This is a genomic window from Sphingobacterium sp. SYP-B4668 (genome assembly GCF_027627455.1).
Lineage (GTDB): Bacteria > Bacteroidota > Bacteroidia > Sphingobacteriales > Sphingobacteriaceae > Sphingobacterium.
In genome coordinates this window covers 1,432,369-1,450,010 of the sequence record NZ_CP115483.1, presented here as the reverse complement: position 1 = coordinate 1,450,010, position 17,642 = coordinate 1,432,369, and the positions used below count along the sequence as shown (strand labels likewise).

Genomic DNA, 17,642 nt, shown 5'->3' with positions numbered 1-17,642 from the left:
TTCTGCAATTTAATTTATTAGATTATGCAAATATAAAAAGTTAGCTTAGACTAACAAAATGTTTTCAAAATAACTAACTATAAACTTTCAAATCATTTACATTTTTTATAATTTTGAATTTATGTATTCAGCTGTTGAGGAGAACTATTTAAAAGCGATACTATCTTTGGAAAACGACCAAGGAGAGGTGAGCATCAATGAGTTAAGTAAACGACTGGACCTCAAGATGCCCACTGTCAATGGTATGATTAAGAAGTTCTCAGAAAAAGGTCTAGTCCATTACGAAAGCTACAAACCACTGAAGCTAACAAAATTAGGCAAAAAAGAAGCCGCTATGATTCTTCGTAAACACCGCTTGACCGAAATGTTTCTTTTCCAAAAGATGGGATTTGGCTGGGAAGAGGTACATGCCATAGCTGAACAAATCGAACATATCCAGTCGCCAAAACTATTTGAGAAAATGGACGAACTATTAGGCTATCCCAAGTTTGACCCTCATGGCTCCCCTATACCGGACATCCACGGCAAAGTCGCTATACCGAAGTATAAAGCCCTTTCCACTGCCCACCTAAATACCGAAGTCGTATTGATGGCCATCAGTGATTCGAGCGAAGCATTTCTGCAATACCTCAATTCAAAAAACATACAATTAGGTGCGCAAATAAAAATAATTGGCAAAGAGACTTTTGATGGCAACATGACAGTATCCATCAACGGTCAAATAGAAGAAGTATTCAGTTCAATAGTATGTGAAAAACTACTAATCCTACATTGACCATAAGCCCCTCAGTCCCCATATTCTAATTCATCTGCTAAGATTTAAGAGAAATGGGGTTTCTTATGTTGTACTGATAAGCGCAAGCAACTCCAGCTCATAGGGCACATTTTATATTCCTTCACAAGCACTACAATTGCATTACGACCTATCCTCCAACGGATAGAACAATCTCGATTTATTTAACTAATTCATAAAAATTAAGGACGGGAATATCCTTAATGACTTATATCCATAATCTGAAAAGCAGCCAACTGAATCACACGGAATGGATGTTGCACGGCGTTGTGGGCCGCCTCCTTTGCGATTTCAGATTGGACTCCCTTGACAGTCAAAGGTTTATATTTATTTTTACGGACATCCATCCCGAATAACGTTTCATACCACGTACAAGCTGCTGTAAATCGTCCATAATCTAACTGCAAATGGTAACCATCCCTAGTGAAATGATCACCAATGAAACTTGTTCTAGCATTCTGGATCGCTGTACCTGAAGGCACTAGCAAATCAAAAGGAACCAATCTGAATGCCTGTTTGGAAGTCTCTACAATCGCGTTATACATCTTCATTTGGTCTTTACCATAGTTAAGAAACCCATCATGCTTGCTATCTTGTTGATAGGCCCAGGTTTGATGAAGTACATATTGTGTTTGTGGATATTGTACTTTTCCACGTACGTATTCAAATAGCTTGGGCAGTGAGGCTGCATAGCTATCATACATCCCCGACAAAGGGCTCGCCTGTTGAAAGCTAATATAATCCCATTGTTCATCGAGTAAAGCATCCGCTATTTTGACATCAGTGGCAGCCGTCTTTTGCCCATTTACTCCCGTCTTTCGGTAGTTGTACGCGCCTTTATTCTCTTCCACATTTTTAAGATGCAAACTCAACGGCGCACCGCCTATATAAAGATTCCCAATCACCATAGATTTCCCCTCAGCTTTGGCAAGGTCATACAAATAATTCTCAATGGCATCTTCCGAAAAACTGTTCCCAATCGCCAAAATACGCACAACTCCATCATCCAAAGGATTTCGTTGCGCAAGCACCTCTGACTGAAAGCTTCCTAAAAAACAGACGGTCAGTAACGTAAGTATATAATAGTTGATTCGTTTCATAGATTGTAAAGTTATCAAATATTTATACACCCTTAGTAATATCCATTTTTTTCTTTCATGAATAAAAACAATTTTATACCTTTGCACTTCCGTAAGTGCGGAGAATATAAATTAACAAAAATAATTAACAAAATGCAACAGTACGAATCTGTAATCATTCTTACCCCGTTGCTTTCTGAAGATGTTGCGAAAGAAATCGTCGCAAAATTCAAAAACATCTTAACAGAAGGCGGAGCCGAGATTGTCGCTGAAGACAATTGGGGTTTGAGAAAATTAGCGTATCCAATTGAAAAAAAAACAACTGGATTCTATCACTTAACTGAATTCAAGGCTCCAGGTGAATTAATCAGAAAACTTGAAATTGAATACAGACGTGATGAACGCGTAATGCGTTTCCTAACGATTTCGTTAGACAAACACGCCATTGCATACAGCGAGAAAAAACGTAGCGGTGCATTCAATAAGAAAGCAGAAACTAAAACTGAGGAGGTAGCAAAATAATGGCAAACGAAAACATCCAATACGTAACTGCTCCTAAAGTAGAGGACAACCGTAAAAAATATTGCCGTTTCAAAAAGAACGGAATCAAATACATCGACTATAAAGACGCTAATTTCCTTTTGAAATTTGTGAATGACCAAGGTAAAATCTTACCTCGTCGTCTTACTGGTACTTCATTGAAATTCCAACGTAAAGTTGCTCAAGCTGTAAAACGTGCTCGTCACATTGGTTTGTTGCCTTACGTTACTGACTCATTAAAATAAGGAGAATTACGACATGGAAATTATTTTAAAACATGATATCAAACACCTAGGTGAAAAAGACGATGTGGTCGTCGTAAAACCAGGTTACGGTCGTAACTACTTAATTCCTCAAGGTTTGGCTACTTTAGCAACTCCTTCTGCAAAGAAAGTGTTGGCTGAGAACATTAAACAAGCACAGTTCAAACAAGAGAAAATTAAAAAAGACGCGACAGAATTAGCAACTAAATTGGAAGCAATTAAGTTGACAATTGGTGCTAAAGCTGGTGAATCTGGCAAAATCTTTGGAAAAGTAAACAGCATCCAAATTGCTGATGCATTGAAAGCTCAAGGTTTTGACGTAGATCGCCGTCGCATCACTTTCGAAACTGAACCTAAATTGGTTGGTGAATACATCGCCAACTTGAACCTACACAAAGAAGTTAAAGTTCAAGTTCCTTTTGAAGTGGTTGCTGAATAATAGCATTTACAATATTCAAAATAAAAGGGGATAACAATGTTATCCCCTTTTTTATGTCCGTGTCCCTCCCATAAACTTTCATATCAAAAAAAGTTTCTCTAAGTTTGCGTCTCAGAACTACGATATGCGCCCAAAAACAATTGTACTCCTTATACTCACGGTCTTACTGACCATTATTCTCATGAAAAACACTGAAGAGGTAACCTTTTGGGTATTTGGAAACTACAATATTTCTAAACTTGCTATTCTGGCTATATTCTTTTTAATAGGTGTAATTGTAGGCCTACTTCTAGGTCGTCCGAGACGAAAAAAAGACCAACACCCTTCAAGCTATACGGTTAACTCCGACTCTCCCATACTAACGCCTGCTCCAACTTCTATTAGCCAGGAGGACGAAGAATACCTTCGCAACGATTAAGTGTCTACTCGACGGTCAGAAGAGAAGCTATCGTTCAAAGACAACCTCGAACGTATGCATATCATTCTGATATTGATAGACCACCTTCCCTTGCTCCTGCTCCACTATCGATTTTACAATAGCAAGCCCAAGACCTGTAGACTGCTGGTTTTCAACATCTTTATAAAATCTATCAAAAATAGATTTAGCATCCAATGCACTATTATTCCCTGTATTAGCTATTGTAAACCGATTTTCCCCCACACACACCTTAATGAGTCCACCATACACATTATGTACCATAGCGTTCTTCAAAAGATTAGAAACCAGCATTGCTGCCAAGTCGGGATTAAATTGACAGCTCAATTGCCCTTTCTCTTCTATATGGATAGCTATACTTTTATGTTGCAACAACTCCTTAAAAGCTTCAATTTGATCTTTCCACAGTAAATTAAAGTCTATAGATGCATATTCCCTAAACTGACGATTCTCTATTTTTGTCAACAGTAATAACGTCTTATTTAATCGTTTCATGCGATCCAACTGGACAAGAATATCTGACAACTGGTTCAAGACTTTTTCATTCTCTTCAAAATCAGGCAGCAACATTTCTACCTTAGATTGGGAGATTGCTAGAGGTGTCTGAAGCTCATGTGATGCGTTCTCAATAAAACTCTTTTGCTTGTCATAGACCTCCGTATTCTCTTTCAATAACTTATCAATCGCTAAGTTCAACTCCTTAAATTCAACAACACTTGTCTGAGGTGCCATAAAGCTGTTATCTTTCCCTAGTTTAAAACGACTAAGCTCATTCTTTAATTGGTAAAACGGACGCCATACCCTACTCAAGATTAACTTATTGATAACAAAAATAGAGACCAACACCACCACAAATAGTGTAATAATGGAATATAACAAGCTACTAATTAAATCATCCTCTTCTACCATAGAAGAAATGACCTGCAATTTATAGTATTGTCCGTCATTATCTTGAAAATAGGTCGTCAACATCCTCACTATCTCAAAATCTTCTTCATTAACCATATACATAGACGTATCCGAATAGGTTTCAAACCCATTTATGGCGACCTCAGGATCTACAGGTGTGAGTCTATAATTACTCTCTGCAAAATCCTTTTTTTGATACACCATCTGATCTTCTTTCGCCCTATGTATAATGAGCATTTTATGATTTTCCAGTCCATCGTCCAGGCTGTCATATACTTCATCCATCATATCAACATAAAACACGATGGCCCAAACACTTAATATCAACAACAGTGCCCCTGAAAGATACAACATCGTCAAGTTCAAAAGCCTCATAAAACAATCATTTTGTAGCCCACACCATACACTGCCTGAATTTCGACTTCAGCGTGGCTATCTTTTAACTTCTTACGAATATTCTTAATCTGCGAATAGATGAAGTCCAAGTTATCTGCATTGTCAGAATTATCACCCCACACATGCTCGGCCAAAGAAGTCTTGGTCACCAGTTTATTTTTATTAAGGACAAAAAAGGAAAACACATCAAATTCCTTACGATTCAAATGCAAATTCTCCTCCCTGACACACACCGTCCGAGCATCAAAATCCACCTTCACATTATTGAGAATCATCTCTTGGCTACCCGCTAACTGCTTCCTTCTCAATACGGCTTTGATTCGTGCATTGAGTTCAGCCAAATGAAAAGGTTTAGTTAGATAATCATCAGCACCAAGATTCAATCCCTCGATTTTGTCATCTATGGAATCCTTTGCCGAGATAATGATAACATTATGCTCCTGCTTATGTTGCAGCTGCGCCAATAGATCCAACCCACTCCCCCCCGGCAATGAAATATCCAACAGGATACAATCGTACTCATAAAGATTGATTTTTTCTGTAGCCGAATAAAAATCCGATGCAACCTCCACGACATACTGCTCATCTATCAAAAATTGTTGTACGCTTTTCTGTAATTCAATCTCATCCTCCACGATTAGTATTTTCATTTTGTTTTTCTTTTTCAGTGATATCCCAAAATAACCACACACATCCAACAACAGCAAAAATAAAGGTTTAATTCTGGAAAGAAACGGTAATCTCGTCAAGATAGCAAAACCACAACAATCAATCCCAAAAAATAATTCACTAAAAATGAATACGTTCAGTCATTTTCACTTTTTTAGCACTTTTATAATTTGCATTTTTGAACAAAATACCTACCTTTGCATCACTTTCAAAAACGGAATTAATTCCTACAAAAAGAAAGGATTCCGTAGCTCAGCTGGTAGAGCAATACACTTTTAATGTATGGGTCCTGGGTTCGAATCCCAGCGGGATCACAAGAAAAGCTCAATCGAAAGATTGGGCTTTTTTTGTATCCAATAGGGTAAGAACAGAAGAGTCGGCCGGGTTCGATTCGGAGAAGGTTCAGGACAGTGTTTGGGGATTGTGGGAACGAACCAATCCCAGCGGGATCACATCTTGGGACAAGTCTAAAAACGATAGACTTGTCCCATTTTTTTTGCCTTGTAATTTACTGGTATTCTGATACATAAGCAATATTGCGGAATTTATCTTCGGAGTTCGATGTTGAGTTCCATCAAATACCAAGAAATCGGGGAACATCGAACTCAATACTACCCTTTTTTCTTCAATATCGCCGTTTTCATAGCGTCTATCAATGTTTGCGACTTTTTTTAAAGCCGAAGCTACCAAGTCTCTAATTTCAGTACCTACCGAAGCTAAGTCATTCAATTGCTTCTCCAATTTCTCAATCCTACCCTTAGTTAACTTCTTTACTTCCTTAAAATCGTCATAGTCCATCTCTCCGTCAGCATTCTTTAGAAGTGCATTTTGGTAGCGTTTGTTCAGCGTATCAATCTCTTTTATGATATTAGCTCTATCACTGTTTTGAGCTTTCGTTTGCTTATTGAAATCGTTTATAAAGGCTTCAATAAAAACATCTACCATACCAGCCTTTGGGGATAGATACCGTAGTTGTTTTACAAAAGCTTCATTAGCGGCTTCTGCCTTAAACCTTGTACCGCAGGAGGAACTGCAATGGTAATAATTATAATAGTTCCCCTTTCCCCTTTGAGGCACTTCCTGTCAACATCCTTTCGCACTTAGGGCATTTCAGAAAGCCTCTAAGCGGCAAGCAACAACACGGAACTATCATTTTTCCGACCAACATACGTATTGCAGTAGGAGCTATTAACTGGCTAATCAGCTCAATCCTTGACACACAGGGCTCAAATTCTACAGCTGCGGGATCATAAAAAAGACAAATCAAAAGATCTGCTTTTTCGTTTATAATAATTTCTCAAAAGGTGTCGCCAACTTCTTTGCGAACTAAATCACGGAGATGGAGAGAGACGCGGACTATCCGCCAGCTGGCGGATCACATTTTTCAGCTCTCCAATGAAGATCTGATTTGTAAAGGTGTAACGTTAAACTTCTTCTTGTATGCATATGAAAAATGCGATAGGTTCTCGAAACCTATTTCGAGGTAAAAATCTTTCGGCTTTAGACCTTTTTCCGCAATTAGGAATCGAGCCTCGTATAAACGTCGATCTAACAACCATTTGCTGGGCGACTCTTTAAATATCTTCTCAAAATCACGTTTAAATGTACTCAAACTCCTCCCAGTTAGATAAGCGAATCGATTTAGCGGAATATTATACTGGAAATTCTTATTCATAAATGCTTCTAAGTCTATTTTATCTGGCGCGCTAAAATTAAACAAGACATCTTTCAACTCCGGATTTAGGTATAGTAAGAGAAAGATAATCTCTTTTACTTTTAAACTCATAAACTGCAGGCGATCTTTTGGTAAGAGATTTAGATAAACACGATACGACTGAATGAAGTTCACGTACAGGTTGTGGGAAGAGATAGGTATTACACTTTTATTCTTAAACTTATGTGGATTAACTTCAACTCTAAAAGACTCATAGACCTCCTTCAAACTATTCTGATCCAAACAAATATGAATCGATTCAAACCGCTGTCCGTTATGTTCGATTTTTTGAAATTTAGCGAGGCTATTTCTTTTGCTCAAACGGAAGTCGCCCTGCGAAAAATAATGCTGTGTGTCTTCTTCTTTAATTAATAACGATCCTGACGTCTGAAATGTAAAATAATGGTCATTTATAAACTCCTCTCCATCATCTATAATATCTGAAAGACAAGATGTGAAATTCGTACGATTGTCAGGTAATGGATACATAAGCATGTGTATAAGATAAAAAAAAAGCAACTTCATTACAAAGTTGCTTTTTTTTTATCTTAAAATTGTTTTTATTTCTAAGTAGGCTGATAGTCCTGGCTTGCCAAATTCTCGACCGATACCGGATTGCTTGAACCCACCAAATGGAGCTAATGGGTCAGGATTAGCCGCATTAACAGTAATATACCCTGCGTCTATTTGATTCACTACTTGATTGATTCTATCTCTATCTTCACCTTGAACATAAGCCGCTAGACCGTACGCCGTATCATTTGCAATGGTTATGGCTTCCTCTACAGTTTTGTAGGTTATGATGCACAATACAGGGCCAAAAATTTCTTCTTGAGCAACGCGCATTTTATTATTGACATTTACAAAAATAGTAGGTTTGACGAAGTTACCACTTTCAAATCCTTCAGGATGCCCCAAACCTCCAACTAGGACTTCAGCCCCTTCATTTATTCCTATTTGAATATATTCTTGGACTCTCTCGTATTGCTTAACACTTACCAACGGTCCCACAACGGTGTTAGGATCATTCGGCAAATCAGCTTTAAAAATTGAGATCTTTTCCTTTATAATCTCTTTTACCAAATCTATTTTATTTTCGGGAACTAAAATTCGTGTCGCAGCCGTACATATTTGTCCAGAATTTGATAAACCTAAATACAAAGACCTGACCAAAGCTTCTTCAAAGTTGGCATCATCCAAAATGATATTTGGAGATTTCCCTCCTAATTCTAAGGTGATTCTTTTCATGGTATCAACCGCCTTTTGTGAAATTGCTTTCCCAACGACGGTAGAACCTGTGAATGAAATTTTATTGACGTCCTTATTAAGACTTAGTTCTTCTCCAACTTCATTGCCATAACCATTTAACACATTCACTACACCGGGCGGAAAACCGACTTCATCAATAGCCTCTAGCACTATTTCCGTTTGCATGGCACTCATCTCACTGGGTTTTATAACTACTGTACAACCGGCCGCGACAGCGGTTGCTAGTTTGTTCAGAATAAACATGTAGCTTGCGTTCCATGGCGTAATAATACCAACAACACCGACCGGTTGCATGCGAACCGTTGTTAAGTGGTCAGTCTCCTCAAATTTGAAGTTCTCAGCCACTTTAGTCATCGCTCCAATTGCATTTAGAGCGGCATCTACAATGGCACTAGAAAATTGCCTTGGTCCACCAAATTCAAGCACCATGGTATCTACTAAGATGGCTTTGCGCTTTTCGACAGCTTTGTGTAGTTTATTTAAATATCCAACCCGTTGAGATGCTGTGGTTAAGGAAAAGCCTTCTAGCGCTTTTTTTGCTGCTGCAATAGCCTTTCGAGTATCTGATTTATTAGCCATTACCACTTTACCTAACAACTCCTGATTAACGGGGTTTACAAGATTAAAAAAATCTGTTCCCTCTGGTTTTATAAAAACCCCATTCACATAAATTTTATCGATTACTTTCATTTTATCTTTGCTTTTGATAAAGCAAAGATATCGAGCTTAAGTAGCAGTTCGTTTGTTGAAAAGTTCAATTTTACCTGCTGAGACGTCCAAATAAATAATTCGTGCAACAAGCTCAATTAAGTGAACGTCTGATCATCTGATCGAAAAACGGTCAAGGCGGATCAGGCATCGCCATATAAGAAACAACTGATTATATGTAAAATCCCGCATAGCTAACACATTAAGAACAGGATGCCTGCTCCCCAGAGCTAGTAACTGAGCTTGTAGCCAGCAACCGGTTCAGCCATGTAACTGTAGGCAGATTGTCCTTGAGTTGCTTCAATTGGGATGCTTCCATTCCTGAATATTTACTCCGCCAGGAATAGAATGTACCCTGACTGATACCATTCTCTCGGCAAATGTCAGAAACAGATTGACCTGACTCTTGAAGTGATAAAATCTTGATGATTTGCGACTCGCTAAATTTACTTTTTCTCATTATCCATAAATTATAAAACTACTTTAATAATCCTAGCTAAATTCGGGGAAGATTACATAATCTTAGCAGACCATGTCGGCGAAGAACTACAGTCAACTTTTGAGAAAATTATTGTTGAATCGTGTAAAAACAAGTGGCATCCATTTATAAATTTACGTGAACTACTCAGTTTTCTTGAATATAACAAACATTCGCCTAAATTCTTAGAAAATATGATTATTGATAAAAAGGTAAGGTAGCTAGCATAAAGACACCTCCTATATTTAGTGCTAGAATAACAATAGCAATCTAGTTGTCAGCATGCTTAAAAAGCACTTTTTTTTCGCTGTTAGATTTAACTTTTTCATCTTCGTTAATTTGAAGTCGTATATCTTTTAGCTGATTCAATCTTCGCAAATCGTCCAATAGATGGTTCGAGTTCTGTACCAGTGGGTTCACAAGAAAAGCTCAATCGAAAGATTGGGCTTTTTTTGTATCCAATAGGGTAAGAACAGAAGAGTCGGCCGGGTTCAATTCGGAGAAGGTTCAGGACGGTGTTTGGGGATTGTGGGACTGAACCAATCCCAGCGGAGTCACTTCTTGGGACCTTTTCTTTCACTGCTTTGGGCTTTCGTTTGGCATAATGAAATCGCTTACAAACGTTCAATAAAGACATCTACCAAATCTGCCTTTGGTGATAAATACCGTAATTGTTCTACAAAAGCTTTATTTGCGATTTCTGCCTTACACCTTGTACCGCAGGGGGAGCTACATTGGTAGTAGTTATAATATGCGTTTCTCCCTTTTGAGGCATTTTCTGAAAGCATCCTTTCACTCTTAGAGGCTTTATAAATACCTTAAATGGAACCTACTAATAGAAAGTTCGGACCTACTGCTTTAAAAAGAAAACCTCGTGCATCTCCCCTTGTGAATACTGCTTTATTCTATATTTTTTTACCCTCTGCCACTTTGTTCTTTACTTCAACAGAGTCAATTTCAATCGCTTGCATAATATAATATTCAAGCATTGCGTCCGAATAATTTTTCAAACTTGTAATTCTTAAGTTTAACGATTTATTACCAACTCCTTCTAACTTTCCGAACTTATCTTTCATTTTTTTGCCTTCGGTAAATGAGAATGTGATGCCTTTCTGTGTTGGGCTGACAGTAACTATAATCTTGTTGTTTCGGTAAACTGGTACACCATAGTATTTTTCTGTCCCTCCTCGCATTTCCTCTTGTATAAACGGGAATTTGTTCTGAACCAATGTTCTGAAATTTAAGAAAATAGGTCTGAATTCGGGTTTAATTTTTTCCTCGATGAATTGTTCTATTTTATTCATGGCATCATCTAAATTGAAAGTTCGCTTTTTCGGATGTTATTGGCACACATATAGCACCAAATTGCACATAGTATCACAACAATCCTTCCATACCAACCTATTGGTGTTTCTTCAGAAATCATTCCGTTAGTTTCACTTAAATAATACCCCATAAAACCAACTAGTGTTAGTTCTGAAACCCAAAGCATAACAGTCATAATCAACATTGGTTTTTTGTATGGTTTCAGCGAATTTTGTTTATAAAATTGTATTGTTATAAATATAGTGGCTAAAATCATAAATCCCAAAAAGCTAGCCGCAATACTATGAACCTCTCCACTAGTTGATATGTTATCTGGCTTTGTGGTAATAGGATCTGTATTAAAAAAACCAGCAATGAAGTTACCAATTGATGATAAAATTAATAGAACAGCTCCAATCTTTGCACTGATATTTGGTAATTTTTGAAATATTGCAATACCCAAAAAAACAAATGATACCCCAAATAAAATAAAAGCCAAATTCATTAACCAACCGAAATTGCCTAATGCGTATTCACTAATAGGTTGCCAATTGGGATTCACTGACGAGTTAAGGAAGTGCAGCAGTAATAGAATTAATATAAATCCAACAGCACTAAATTTTGTGACGTTTAATTTGTTCATTGCTTAGTGTTTTGAAAATTAATCATCCAGTTGATTCCAAATTTATCAGAAAACTCGCCAAAGTAGGCTCCGAAAAACATATCCTGTAAAGGCATGGTGATAGTTCCACCATTCGATAGTTCATCAAAAAGTCGTTTGGCCTCTTCTCTCGTTGCAGGTTCTAGGCAAATGTGCATATTGTTCCCTTTGGTAAGTGTAAACCCCATTTCTTTAGGTGCATCTGTACCCATTAATACATGCCCACCTAGAAGCGGAAGCTCTACATGCAAAACCATTTTCTTTATATTTTCTGCAACTGCCGGATGACCGGCTTCGGCAGGAATATCACCGAAACGTTGAATGCCTTTTCCCGAAAATTCTGTTTTGAAAACTGATTTGTAAAACAAAAATGCTTCTTCCGTATTGCCCGGAAAATTCACATAAGTAGTCACTCTTGGTTGATTGTTAGGTTTGTTTTGTTGTCGGAGATAAAATTGTGCGGCGATATATTGATCCAAGTTTTCCAGACCTGCTGTAAATCCTTCTTTGAATCCCATCTCAATAATGGCATGCAAGTCTTCAAGGGTCTCAAATTGTAACTGGATGTTTACTACGGTTTGATTGTCATTAGCGGTAAAACCATTTTCCCACTTAACTCGTGGCTTGCTGTCGTTTACAACCGCATTTTCATCACAAAAAGCATCACTACCGCCATAAAATTTCAAGGGTCTAATTACTTCATAATCAAAAACACACCAATGCTTTTCTCCTTCAGGGCTTAACATATAATAATGCCACTGGCCACCTTCAGCAAAATTCAATGATTTTGTGACTGCTTGATACGGTTTTGGAGCCCACCATCTGTCTAAAATATCTGCCTCTGTCCAAGCTGCCCACACTAAGTCAACGGGAGCGTCAAAAGATCTCTCGACATTGATTTTGTTATTTTCCTTGTCGACAATAAAGTCGAATAAAACTGATTTCTTCATTGTATATCGGATTTTAATTGTTTTAATACTTCATCAAGCTGCTCAAATCGTTTCGAAAGAAGTAATTTGAATTGCTCTAACCATTTTTCGACTTCTTTCATTTTATCTGCATTTAGGTGGTATTGTATCTGCCTCCCCTGCTGTTCCTGTTTTACGATTTCACATGAAGTGAGGATTTGTAAATGTTTGGATATGGCTTGTCGGCTGCTATCGAAATGTTCTGCTATAGCATTTGGTGTCATTGCCCCAACAGCTAGCAACATAATAATGGCCCGTCTAGTAGGATCAGCTATGGCTTGAAATATGTCTCTTCTTTTATTCATTGTTTAATTATTCGCAACTAATTGATTGCAAATATAACTGCAATCATTTGATTGCGCAAAGTATATTTATATTTTTTTTACACGGAATCTAAAACACGCTGACAGCGCAATGATTTCACTAATCATAATTGATCTGGTTAGTCGATACCCCAAAGGTTCGGCTAATGGTAGCACTCCTTAAATATCCGAATTAACATATTCAAAATTAGGGCTTCATTGTTGGCCATAGACAAACAGAACATGTATCGTCGATTCTACTATTCATTTTCTATTTCAGTATAGATTGAATTGCAAGTTCCTATTTGCGGTGTAATCACAATTGTAAAAAAATAAGGAGCAACAGAAACATCGCTGCTGAAAGGACAGACTGCCCGCTGTGTCGTGAAAAAAATGCAGACTGAACCTTGGAGATTTCCAGATTTCAGCCAAAGTTTGTCCTTTATAATCCCTGAATTGACCAATAGCTGCTTCGTCCCTGGTGGATATATTTTTATAAGAATAGTCAGCTTCTATTTTATTATATGATCACCCGCTTATTTTTAAACAGTTTCTAATCAAATTTTATTCAATAATTAAAAGTAGGCTTCGTTCAAAAAATTCGCTGCTCAAAAACGAGAAAAGTACTTCTTCGTCGATATCCAGGTGAATATATGTATTTGCCCAACTCAAGGTATTTTAAAAAGGACATATTCCGATAGTTCAGGTGGCAATTTAGGCAACATAGCTTCACCTGTTATCCTTAGGTCGTATCCGTCTATTTCGACTTCAACATAGCCCCGGTGCATTTTTATAATTTTCATCGCCACCTACTGAAAAGATTTTATATGCATACTGACCGCTGTAAACGCTGTCATGTCACAACCAACCGATAAGCTCTTGCTATTCCCAAATTTAAAAACTAACCTCTCTTCACTATGCTTCAATGCGATATTCTTAATAGCGCTCATCCCCTTAAAGAAATATTTGCCGACAATATTAAAATTGATCTTTTCGGAAATTAGATCGATAGTACCGCACGGCTGGCTCCCGGACACAACATAGAGCCGAAGATATTCCTTGTCCATCAATTCATGTGATATAATTTTTAGATTTGTTGGCATCAGTTTTAAAAATTTCAAAATTTATGGGATGTATATTTTTTCTACCGCGCCATTTTATTCCTGCATGCGATCGGCTTGCATTTTTTTAAACTTACCATTGATTTGTATAATGTACGTTTCGGCATCAAAAATAGGTTCTTCGCTCATCCAATTAGCGCTTGTTACCACTATTTTGTCTTTTTCTATTTTACTCGCTTTCCCGAATGCGGATTCGGCAATCTCATCGTAAGCAATTTCCAGTTTGTCGATTATTTTGTTGTCCTTATCTATTGTAATCAATATTGTGAACAGCTCGTGTTCACCGCATTGATAGGAAACGACCATGGCAGTATAGCCTTCAGAAAAAGGTATTTTATAGAGTAGCCTGAAATTTGTTGCATCTTTACGTCTGGGGTCAAACTTTATCCGTTTCAGAAAACCTTTGTCGCGTATACCGGATTTCTCAAAATTGTCGAAATTTGTACTGTCAATGATCGGAAAATACCTGACAGGAAGGGTTGCTAACACGTCTGTTTCAACAGTAGAGGGCCCATGATTTGTTTCTAAATTTATACTATCATTCATCCAAGTTGCCGTTGTTGACTGTGTTTCGGTAATTTTCTTATCTGTTTTGCTGTCGCAGGCTAATAAAAATAATGCTGCAATCAGAAATAGAGTGGTTAGTCTTTTCATTTCAATATCAGGAATTTATTCTTAGTCTTCTAACTCTTCAATCGTGCCATTAAGAGCACTCATCTACTTACCAATTATTTTTACCATATAAAATTCATATTCATTCCCTTCCTCTTTATATTGTTTAACCAGTCCAAAATAGAGCGGATGACCATCTGTCCAGAACTCGTTTCCGACTCTACAGAACCATTTAACGGTTTTCTTTTCAAGATTTCATTTAGTTCTTTTCTAGTTAGATTTAATGAGGTCCCTACAGCTCTAAAACATAGCGTAATTCCTCCGCTCGTTCGCCATCTGGCCAAAGCGTCTCCTCGGCGTCCATGTATAAAAAGCCAAAACGCCTATTTGCTGCTTCAGACGCATCGTTGCCGGTCCTATGGGAAACAACAATAGCGCGGCACCCCATTTGACGAGCCCAGTCGATTCGTGCTTGGTAAAACAACGCCGACAAACCCTTTCTGCGGTGCTCAGCACGTATGAAGGTAGAATAGAACAATGCCTTTTCTAAGTCCTCTTTTTTAACCGCTACTCCCGCCAGGCCTACAAGCTGCTCTCCATGTCGCAAGGCGAATAAAGCCCTATTCTTATCCTCGAGTAAAGTCATCCAATGCTCAAACGCATAAGTAGACTCCTTTACATAGCTACTTCCAAAAAACTCTGGATGCATTTGCAAAGCCTCCAAGCGTATACGTTTATAATCTCGCCATTGCGAAGGTATAAGACGTTCCAATTTATAACCCAATTCACTTATGCCCTTCATACTTTTATTTAAAAATCAAATATAGGACCAAAATCAAAACAACCTGATAAATCAGTGCAAAAGCATATAAATTCAGTGATGTAGGATAATATCTTATATATACTATATTTTAGCTTCGTAAGCGACATTGAGCACGATTATTTTACAAAATAGATGTACTTGAAGCTTTTTTAATTTTAAGTCTAGCACTGAAACCTCAAATTATACGATCTTTTCACCCTTCCTGTCTTTTTAGGATTTCCAGGCTAAAAGGTTATTTTGACTTGCATTAATCGTATCCAAAACACCTTTATTGGAACGGATTTTCAATGGGTTCAATCGCCTTAAATCTTTCAATAAGTGGTTCGAATTCTGTACCAGAGCAACATACAGAACAGAAGGATTTGTATATCGGCCAATTATCCAATACATTTGTATTCTCTCCAACTAAAGAATAGAACTCAAAAATGAGAACGAAAATTATAATATATAACTCGCTTAAACTAGTTGTAGCATCATTATTTATTGGTTTAATCTGCACCCTTCTTGCCGATTCATTAAAATATATCACCGAAAGCTATCAGCATAAAATATTTGTTGGGATAGGCAGTATTTCTTCCCTATTCTATATAATCCTACCTTCTATTGGCATCACTGTTATTTATTTCCTAAGGAAGTATGCTTTCAAAAAAAGGCAGAACAAAGGTATAAAAGAAATCTACACCACCTTAGAAACTCGAAAAGACCATCTGCCCATCTTTAAAATTCCTTCCCATTACTTCAATGGCTTTTTAACCGTAATATTTGGTGGATCAACGGGAATAGAGGTGTCTACCGTAGTAGCCACTGCTACCGTCGGAAATATCGTCTATAAAAAGGGGAAAATAGCCTTTGCTTATAAAAATGAACTAATTTGCGCAGGTGTGGCGGCTGGAGTCGCCACGTTGTTTGGCAGCCCTATTGCAGGTTGGTTGTTTGCCATTGAGGTGATTGCTCGCCGAGTCAGCAGACCTATATTAATCAGCTGCACGAGTTCGGTACTAATGGCCACCCTTTTTGGATATTTTATAGCGGGTCAAAAACTATTACCTTTCACCGTTCAAACCTGGCATTGGACTGCTTTACCTTATGTGATAGGTCTCAGTCTATTGGCCGCAATATTGGCTTTATACTTCACCAAAATTGTTATCCATATCAAAAAAGTATTTAATGGTATCGAGAACAATTTTATCCGGGTAAATCTTGGAGCTTTATCTTTGGGCCTTATGATTTTTGCTTTTCCGTATTTGTATGGAGATAGCTATCACGGCTTACAACAAGTAATTGAACAGGGGCTAAAAGAGACCCTATCCATTCCTTTTGGTATTACACTTTTATTATTGGTCATTCTAAAACCCTTGGCAGCCTCACTTACATTGGGCGCAGGAGGAGATGGAGGTGTATTCGCCCCTAGTATAGTCGCAGGAGCCTTTCTTGGCATTTTATTCGCACTAGTGTGCAATGCTTATTTGGGCACCGAGCTGATCGTACTCAACTTTGCGCTCTTTGGAGCCGCAGCAACACTGTCAGCAGCCATACATGCGCCATTGACATCAATTTTTCTCATCTGCAGTATCGCGCCAGGAGGATATATCTTATTCATACCATTGGCCATCGTCAGTATAATCGCTAAATACTTGGTCAAATGGATGTACCCTTATAACGTATACACCTATAAAGAACCTAAATTGGTCTAAGCTGCGGCAAACACTTTTCCGCACTACACACCTTTCCAAAGACTAACAGACCGCTCTAATACGACTTTAAGGATTGATATAAAGCTTAGTTATAGGTTTTTGGGATATTTTTTTACCTTATTTATTTGCGAAACTAAAAATCAAAAGATATATTTGTAAGGTCTTCGAGAAAGACACCTAATCACAACCTCTCTTTATCGTAGGGTTTTGATTTATAAAGAAGTGGCGAGAGACTGGCTCAATGACCCACTGGCAACCTTCAAAAAAAGTTTGAAAAGGTGCCAAATCCTGTCCAAAGCGATGTTGCTTTGGAGAATATAAATAAAAAAAGCTATGATCATTACAATTACATTTAACAAGTACACATCAACAAGAATATCCGCTAAGCAGGATACCAAAAATGCATCATTGCGTTCCGTGGAGCCCCACACCCGAATGCGAATGTCTGCTATGATGTGCTGTT

Annotated in this window: 20 protein-coding genes, 1 tRNA gene and 1 riboswitch; of the genes, 7 read left to right on the top strand and 14 right to left on the bottom strand. The window is 37.7% G+C overall.

Going from position 1 to position 17,642, the window contains the following annotated elements; all coding sequences use genetic code 11:
- The first annotated feature begins 121 nt into the window (after positions 1–121).
- Entirely contained in the window at positions 122–775 is a 654-nt protein-coding gene (locus OQ289_RS06305) for a metal-dependent transcriptional regulator (protein WP_270089890.1), read from the top strand.
- A gap of 218 nt (positions 776–993) precedes the next feature.
- On the opposite strand, the gene OQ289_RS06300 is transcribed toward OQ289_RS06305, so the two are convergent.
- The gene (locus OQ289_RS06300) at positions 994–1,893 is read right to left on the bottom strand and encodes a DUF4886 domain-containing protein (RefSeq protein ID WP_270089889.1); all 900 of its coding nucleotides are present in this window, start codon (positions 1,891–1,893) and stop codon (positions 994–996) included.
- A 132-nt stretch (positions 1,894–2,025) separates the two neighbouring features.
- Here OQ289_RS06300 and rpsF point away from each other — a divergent pair, with 132 nt between their 5' ends.
- From rpsF to OQ289_RS06280, 4 genes are all read left to right on the top strand, one after another.
- On the top strand, positions 2,026–2,394 hold the full coding sequence (gene rpsF, locus OQ289_RS06295; RefSeq protein ID WP_033565375.1) for a 30S ribosomal protein S6: 369 nt from the start codon (positions 2,026–2,028) through the stop codon (positions 2,392–2,394).
- Entirely contained in the window at positions 2,394–2,657 is a 264-nt protein-coding gene (rpsR, locus tag OQ289_RS06290) for a 30S ribosomal protein S18 (RefSeq protein WP_002998940.1), read from the top strand. Before rpsF ends, rpsR begins: the two co-directional genes overlap by 1 nt.
- A gap of 13 nt (positions 2,658–2,670) precedes the next feature.
- On the top strand, positions 2,671–3,114 hold the full coding sequence (gene rplI / locus OQ289_RS06285) for a 50S ribosomal protein L9 (RefSeq protein ID WP_033565172.1): 444 nt from the start codon (positions 2,671–2,673) through the stop codon (positions 3,112–3,114).
- Between the two features lie 124 nt (positions 3,115–3,238).
- Positions 3,239–3,532: a hypothetical protein gene (locus OQ289_RS06280; protein WP_270089888.1), complete on the top strand. Its 294-nt coding sequence runs from the start codon at positions 3,239–3,241 to the stop codon at positions 3,530–3,532.
- Positions 3,533–3,559: 27 nt separating this feature from the next.
- Here the strand turns inward: OQ289_RS06280 and porY are convergent, their stop codons facing one another.
- Together porY and OQ289_RS06270 are read right to left on the bottom strand one after the other, a co-directional pair.
- Positions 3,560–4,834, bottom strand: coding sequence for a sensor histidine kinase (gene porY / locus OQ289_RS06275; RefSeq protein ID WP_270089887.1), 1,275 nt, complete (start codon positions 4,832–4,834; stop codon positions 3,560–3,562).
- A complete protein-coding gene (locus OQ289_RS06270; protein ID WP_270089886.1) occupies positions 4,831–5,505 on the bottom strand; it encodes a response regulator transcription factor in 675 nt (224 codons plus the stop codon). The genes porY and OQ289_RS06270 overlap by 4 nt, the downstream gene beginning before the upstream one ends.
- A 260-nt stretch (positions 5,506–5,765) precedes the next feature.
- On the opposite strand from OQ289_RS06270, the gene OQ289_RS06265 reads away from it, so the two are divergent.
- Positions 5,766–5,838 (top strand) — tRNA-Lys (locus OQ289_RS06265).
- Positions 5,839–5,926: 88 nt separating this feature from the next.
- On the opposite strand, the gene OQ289_RS06260 is transcribed toward OQ289_RS06265, so the two are convergent.
- The 11 genes from OQ289_RS06260 to OQ289_RS06210 all read right to left on the bottom strand — a co-directional run bounded on the left by OQ289_RS06260 (position 5,927) and on the right by OQ289_RS06210 (position 15,464).
- Positions 5,927–6,469 carry a hypothetical protein gene (locus OQ289_RS06260; protein WP_270089885.1) on the bottom strand — a complete coding sequence of 181 codons (543 nt, stop codon included), beginning with the start codon at positions 6,467–6,469 and terminating at the stop codon, positions 5,927–5,929.
- Between the two features lie 439 nt (positions 6,470–6,908).
- Positions 6,909–7,727 (bottom strand): helix-turn-helix domain-containing protein, encoded by an 819-nt coding sequence (locus OQ289_RS06255; protein WP_270089884.1) that lies wholly within the window; start codon positions 7,725–7,727, stop codon positions 6,909–6,911.
- 54 nt (positions 7,728–7,781) lie between these two features.
- Entirely contained in the window at positions 7,782–9,197 is a 1,416-nt protein-coding gene (locus OQ289_RS06250) for an aldehyde dehydrogenase family protein (protein WP_270089883.1), read from the bottom strand.
- A 220-nt stretch (positions 9,198–9,417) separates the two neighbouring features.
- Positions 9,418–9,675 carry an IS66 family insertion sequence element accessory protein TnpA gene (gene tnpA, locus OQ289_RS06245; protein ID WP_270089882.1) on the bottom strand — a complete coding sequence of 86 codons (258 nt, stop codon included), beginning with the start codon at positions 9,673–9,675 and terminating at the stop codon, positions 9,418–9,420.
- Between the two features lie 923 nt (positions 9,676–10,598).
- Positions 10,599–10,997 (bottom strand): DUF1801 domain-containing protein, encoded by a 399-nt coding sequence (locus tag OQ289_RS06240; protein ID WP_270089881.1) that lies wholly within the window; start codon positions 10,995–10,997, stop codon positions 10,599–10,601.
- A gap of 8 nt (positions 10,998–11,005) precedes the next feature.
- Positions 11,006–11,641, bottom strand: coding sequence for a DUF998 domain-containing protein (locus tag OQ289_RS06235; RefSeq protein ID WP_270089880.1), 636 nt, complete (start codon positions 11,639–11,641; stop codon positions 11,006–11,008).
- Positions 11,638–12,609, bottom strand: coding sequence for an SRPBCC domain-containing protein (locus OQ289_RS06230; protein ID WP_270089879.1), 972 nt, complete (start codon positions 12,607–12,609; stop codon positions 11,638–11,640). Before OQ289_RS06230 ends, OQ289_RS06235 begins: the two co-directional genes overlap by 4 nt.
- Positions 12,606–12,932: an ArsR/SmtB family transcription factor gene (locus tag OQ289_RS06225; RefSeq protein WP_033565179.1), complete on the bottom strand. Its 327-nt coding sequence runs from the start codon at positions 12,930–12,932 to the stop codon at positions 12,606–12,608. The genes OQ289_RS06230 and OQ289_RS06225 overlap by 4 nt, the downstream gene beginning before the upstream one ends.
- An 806-nt stretch (positions 12,933–13,738) precedes the next feature.
- Complete coding sequence (locus OQ289_RS06220; RefSeq protein ID WP_270089878.1) at positions 13,739–14,032, bottom strand: hypothetical protein; 294 nt, start codon at positions 14,030–14,032, stop codon at positions 13,739–13,741.
- 54 nt (positions 14,033–14,086) lie between these two features.
- Positions 14,087–14,704 (bottom strand): hypothetical protein, encoded by a 618-nt coding sequence (locus tag OQ289_RS06215; protein ID WP_270089877.1) that lies wholly within the window; start codon positions 14,702–14,704, stop codon positions 14,087–14,089.
- Positions 14,705–14,954: 250 nt separating this feature from the next.
- Positions 14,955–15,464 (bottom strand): GNAT family N-acetyltransferase, encoded by a 510-nt coding sequence (locus OQ289_RS06210; RefSeq protein ID WP_270089876.1) that lies wholly within the window; start codon positions 15,462–15,464, stop codon positions 14,955–14,957.
- A gap of 446 nt (positions 15,465–15,910) precedes the next feature.
- On the opposite strand from OQ289_RS06210, the gene OQ289_RS06205 reads away from it, so the two are divergent.
- Positions 15,911–17,179, top strand: a complete 1,269-nt coding sequence (locus OQ289_RS06205; protein WP_270089875.1) for a chloride channel protein — start codon at positions 15,911–15,913, stop codon at positions 17,177–17,179.
- Between the two features lie 209 nt (positions 17,180–17,388).
- Positions 17,389–17,503: riboswitch (SAM riboswitch) on the top strand.
- Positions 17,504–17,642 lie beyond the last annotated feature (139 nt).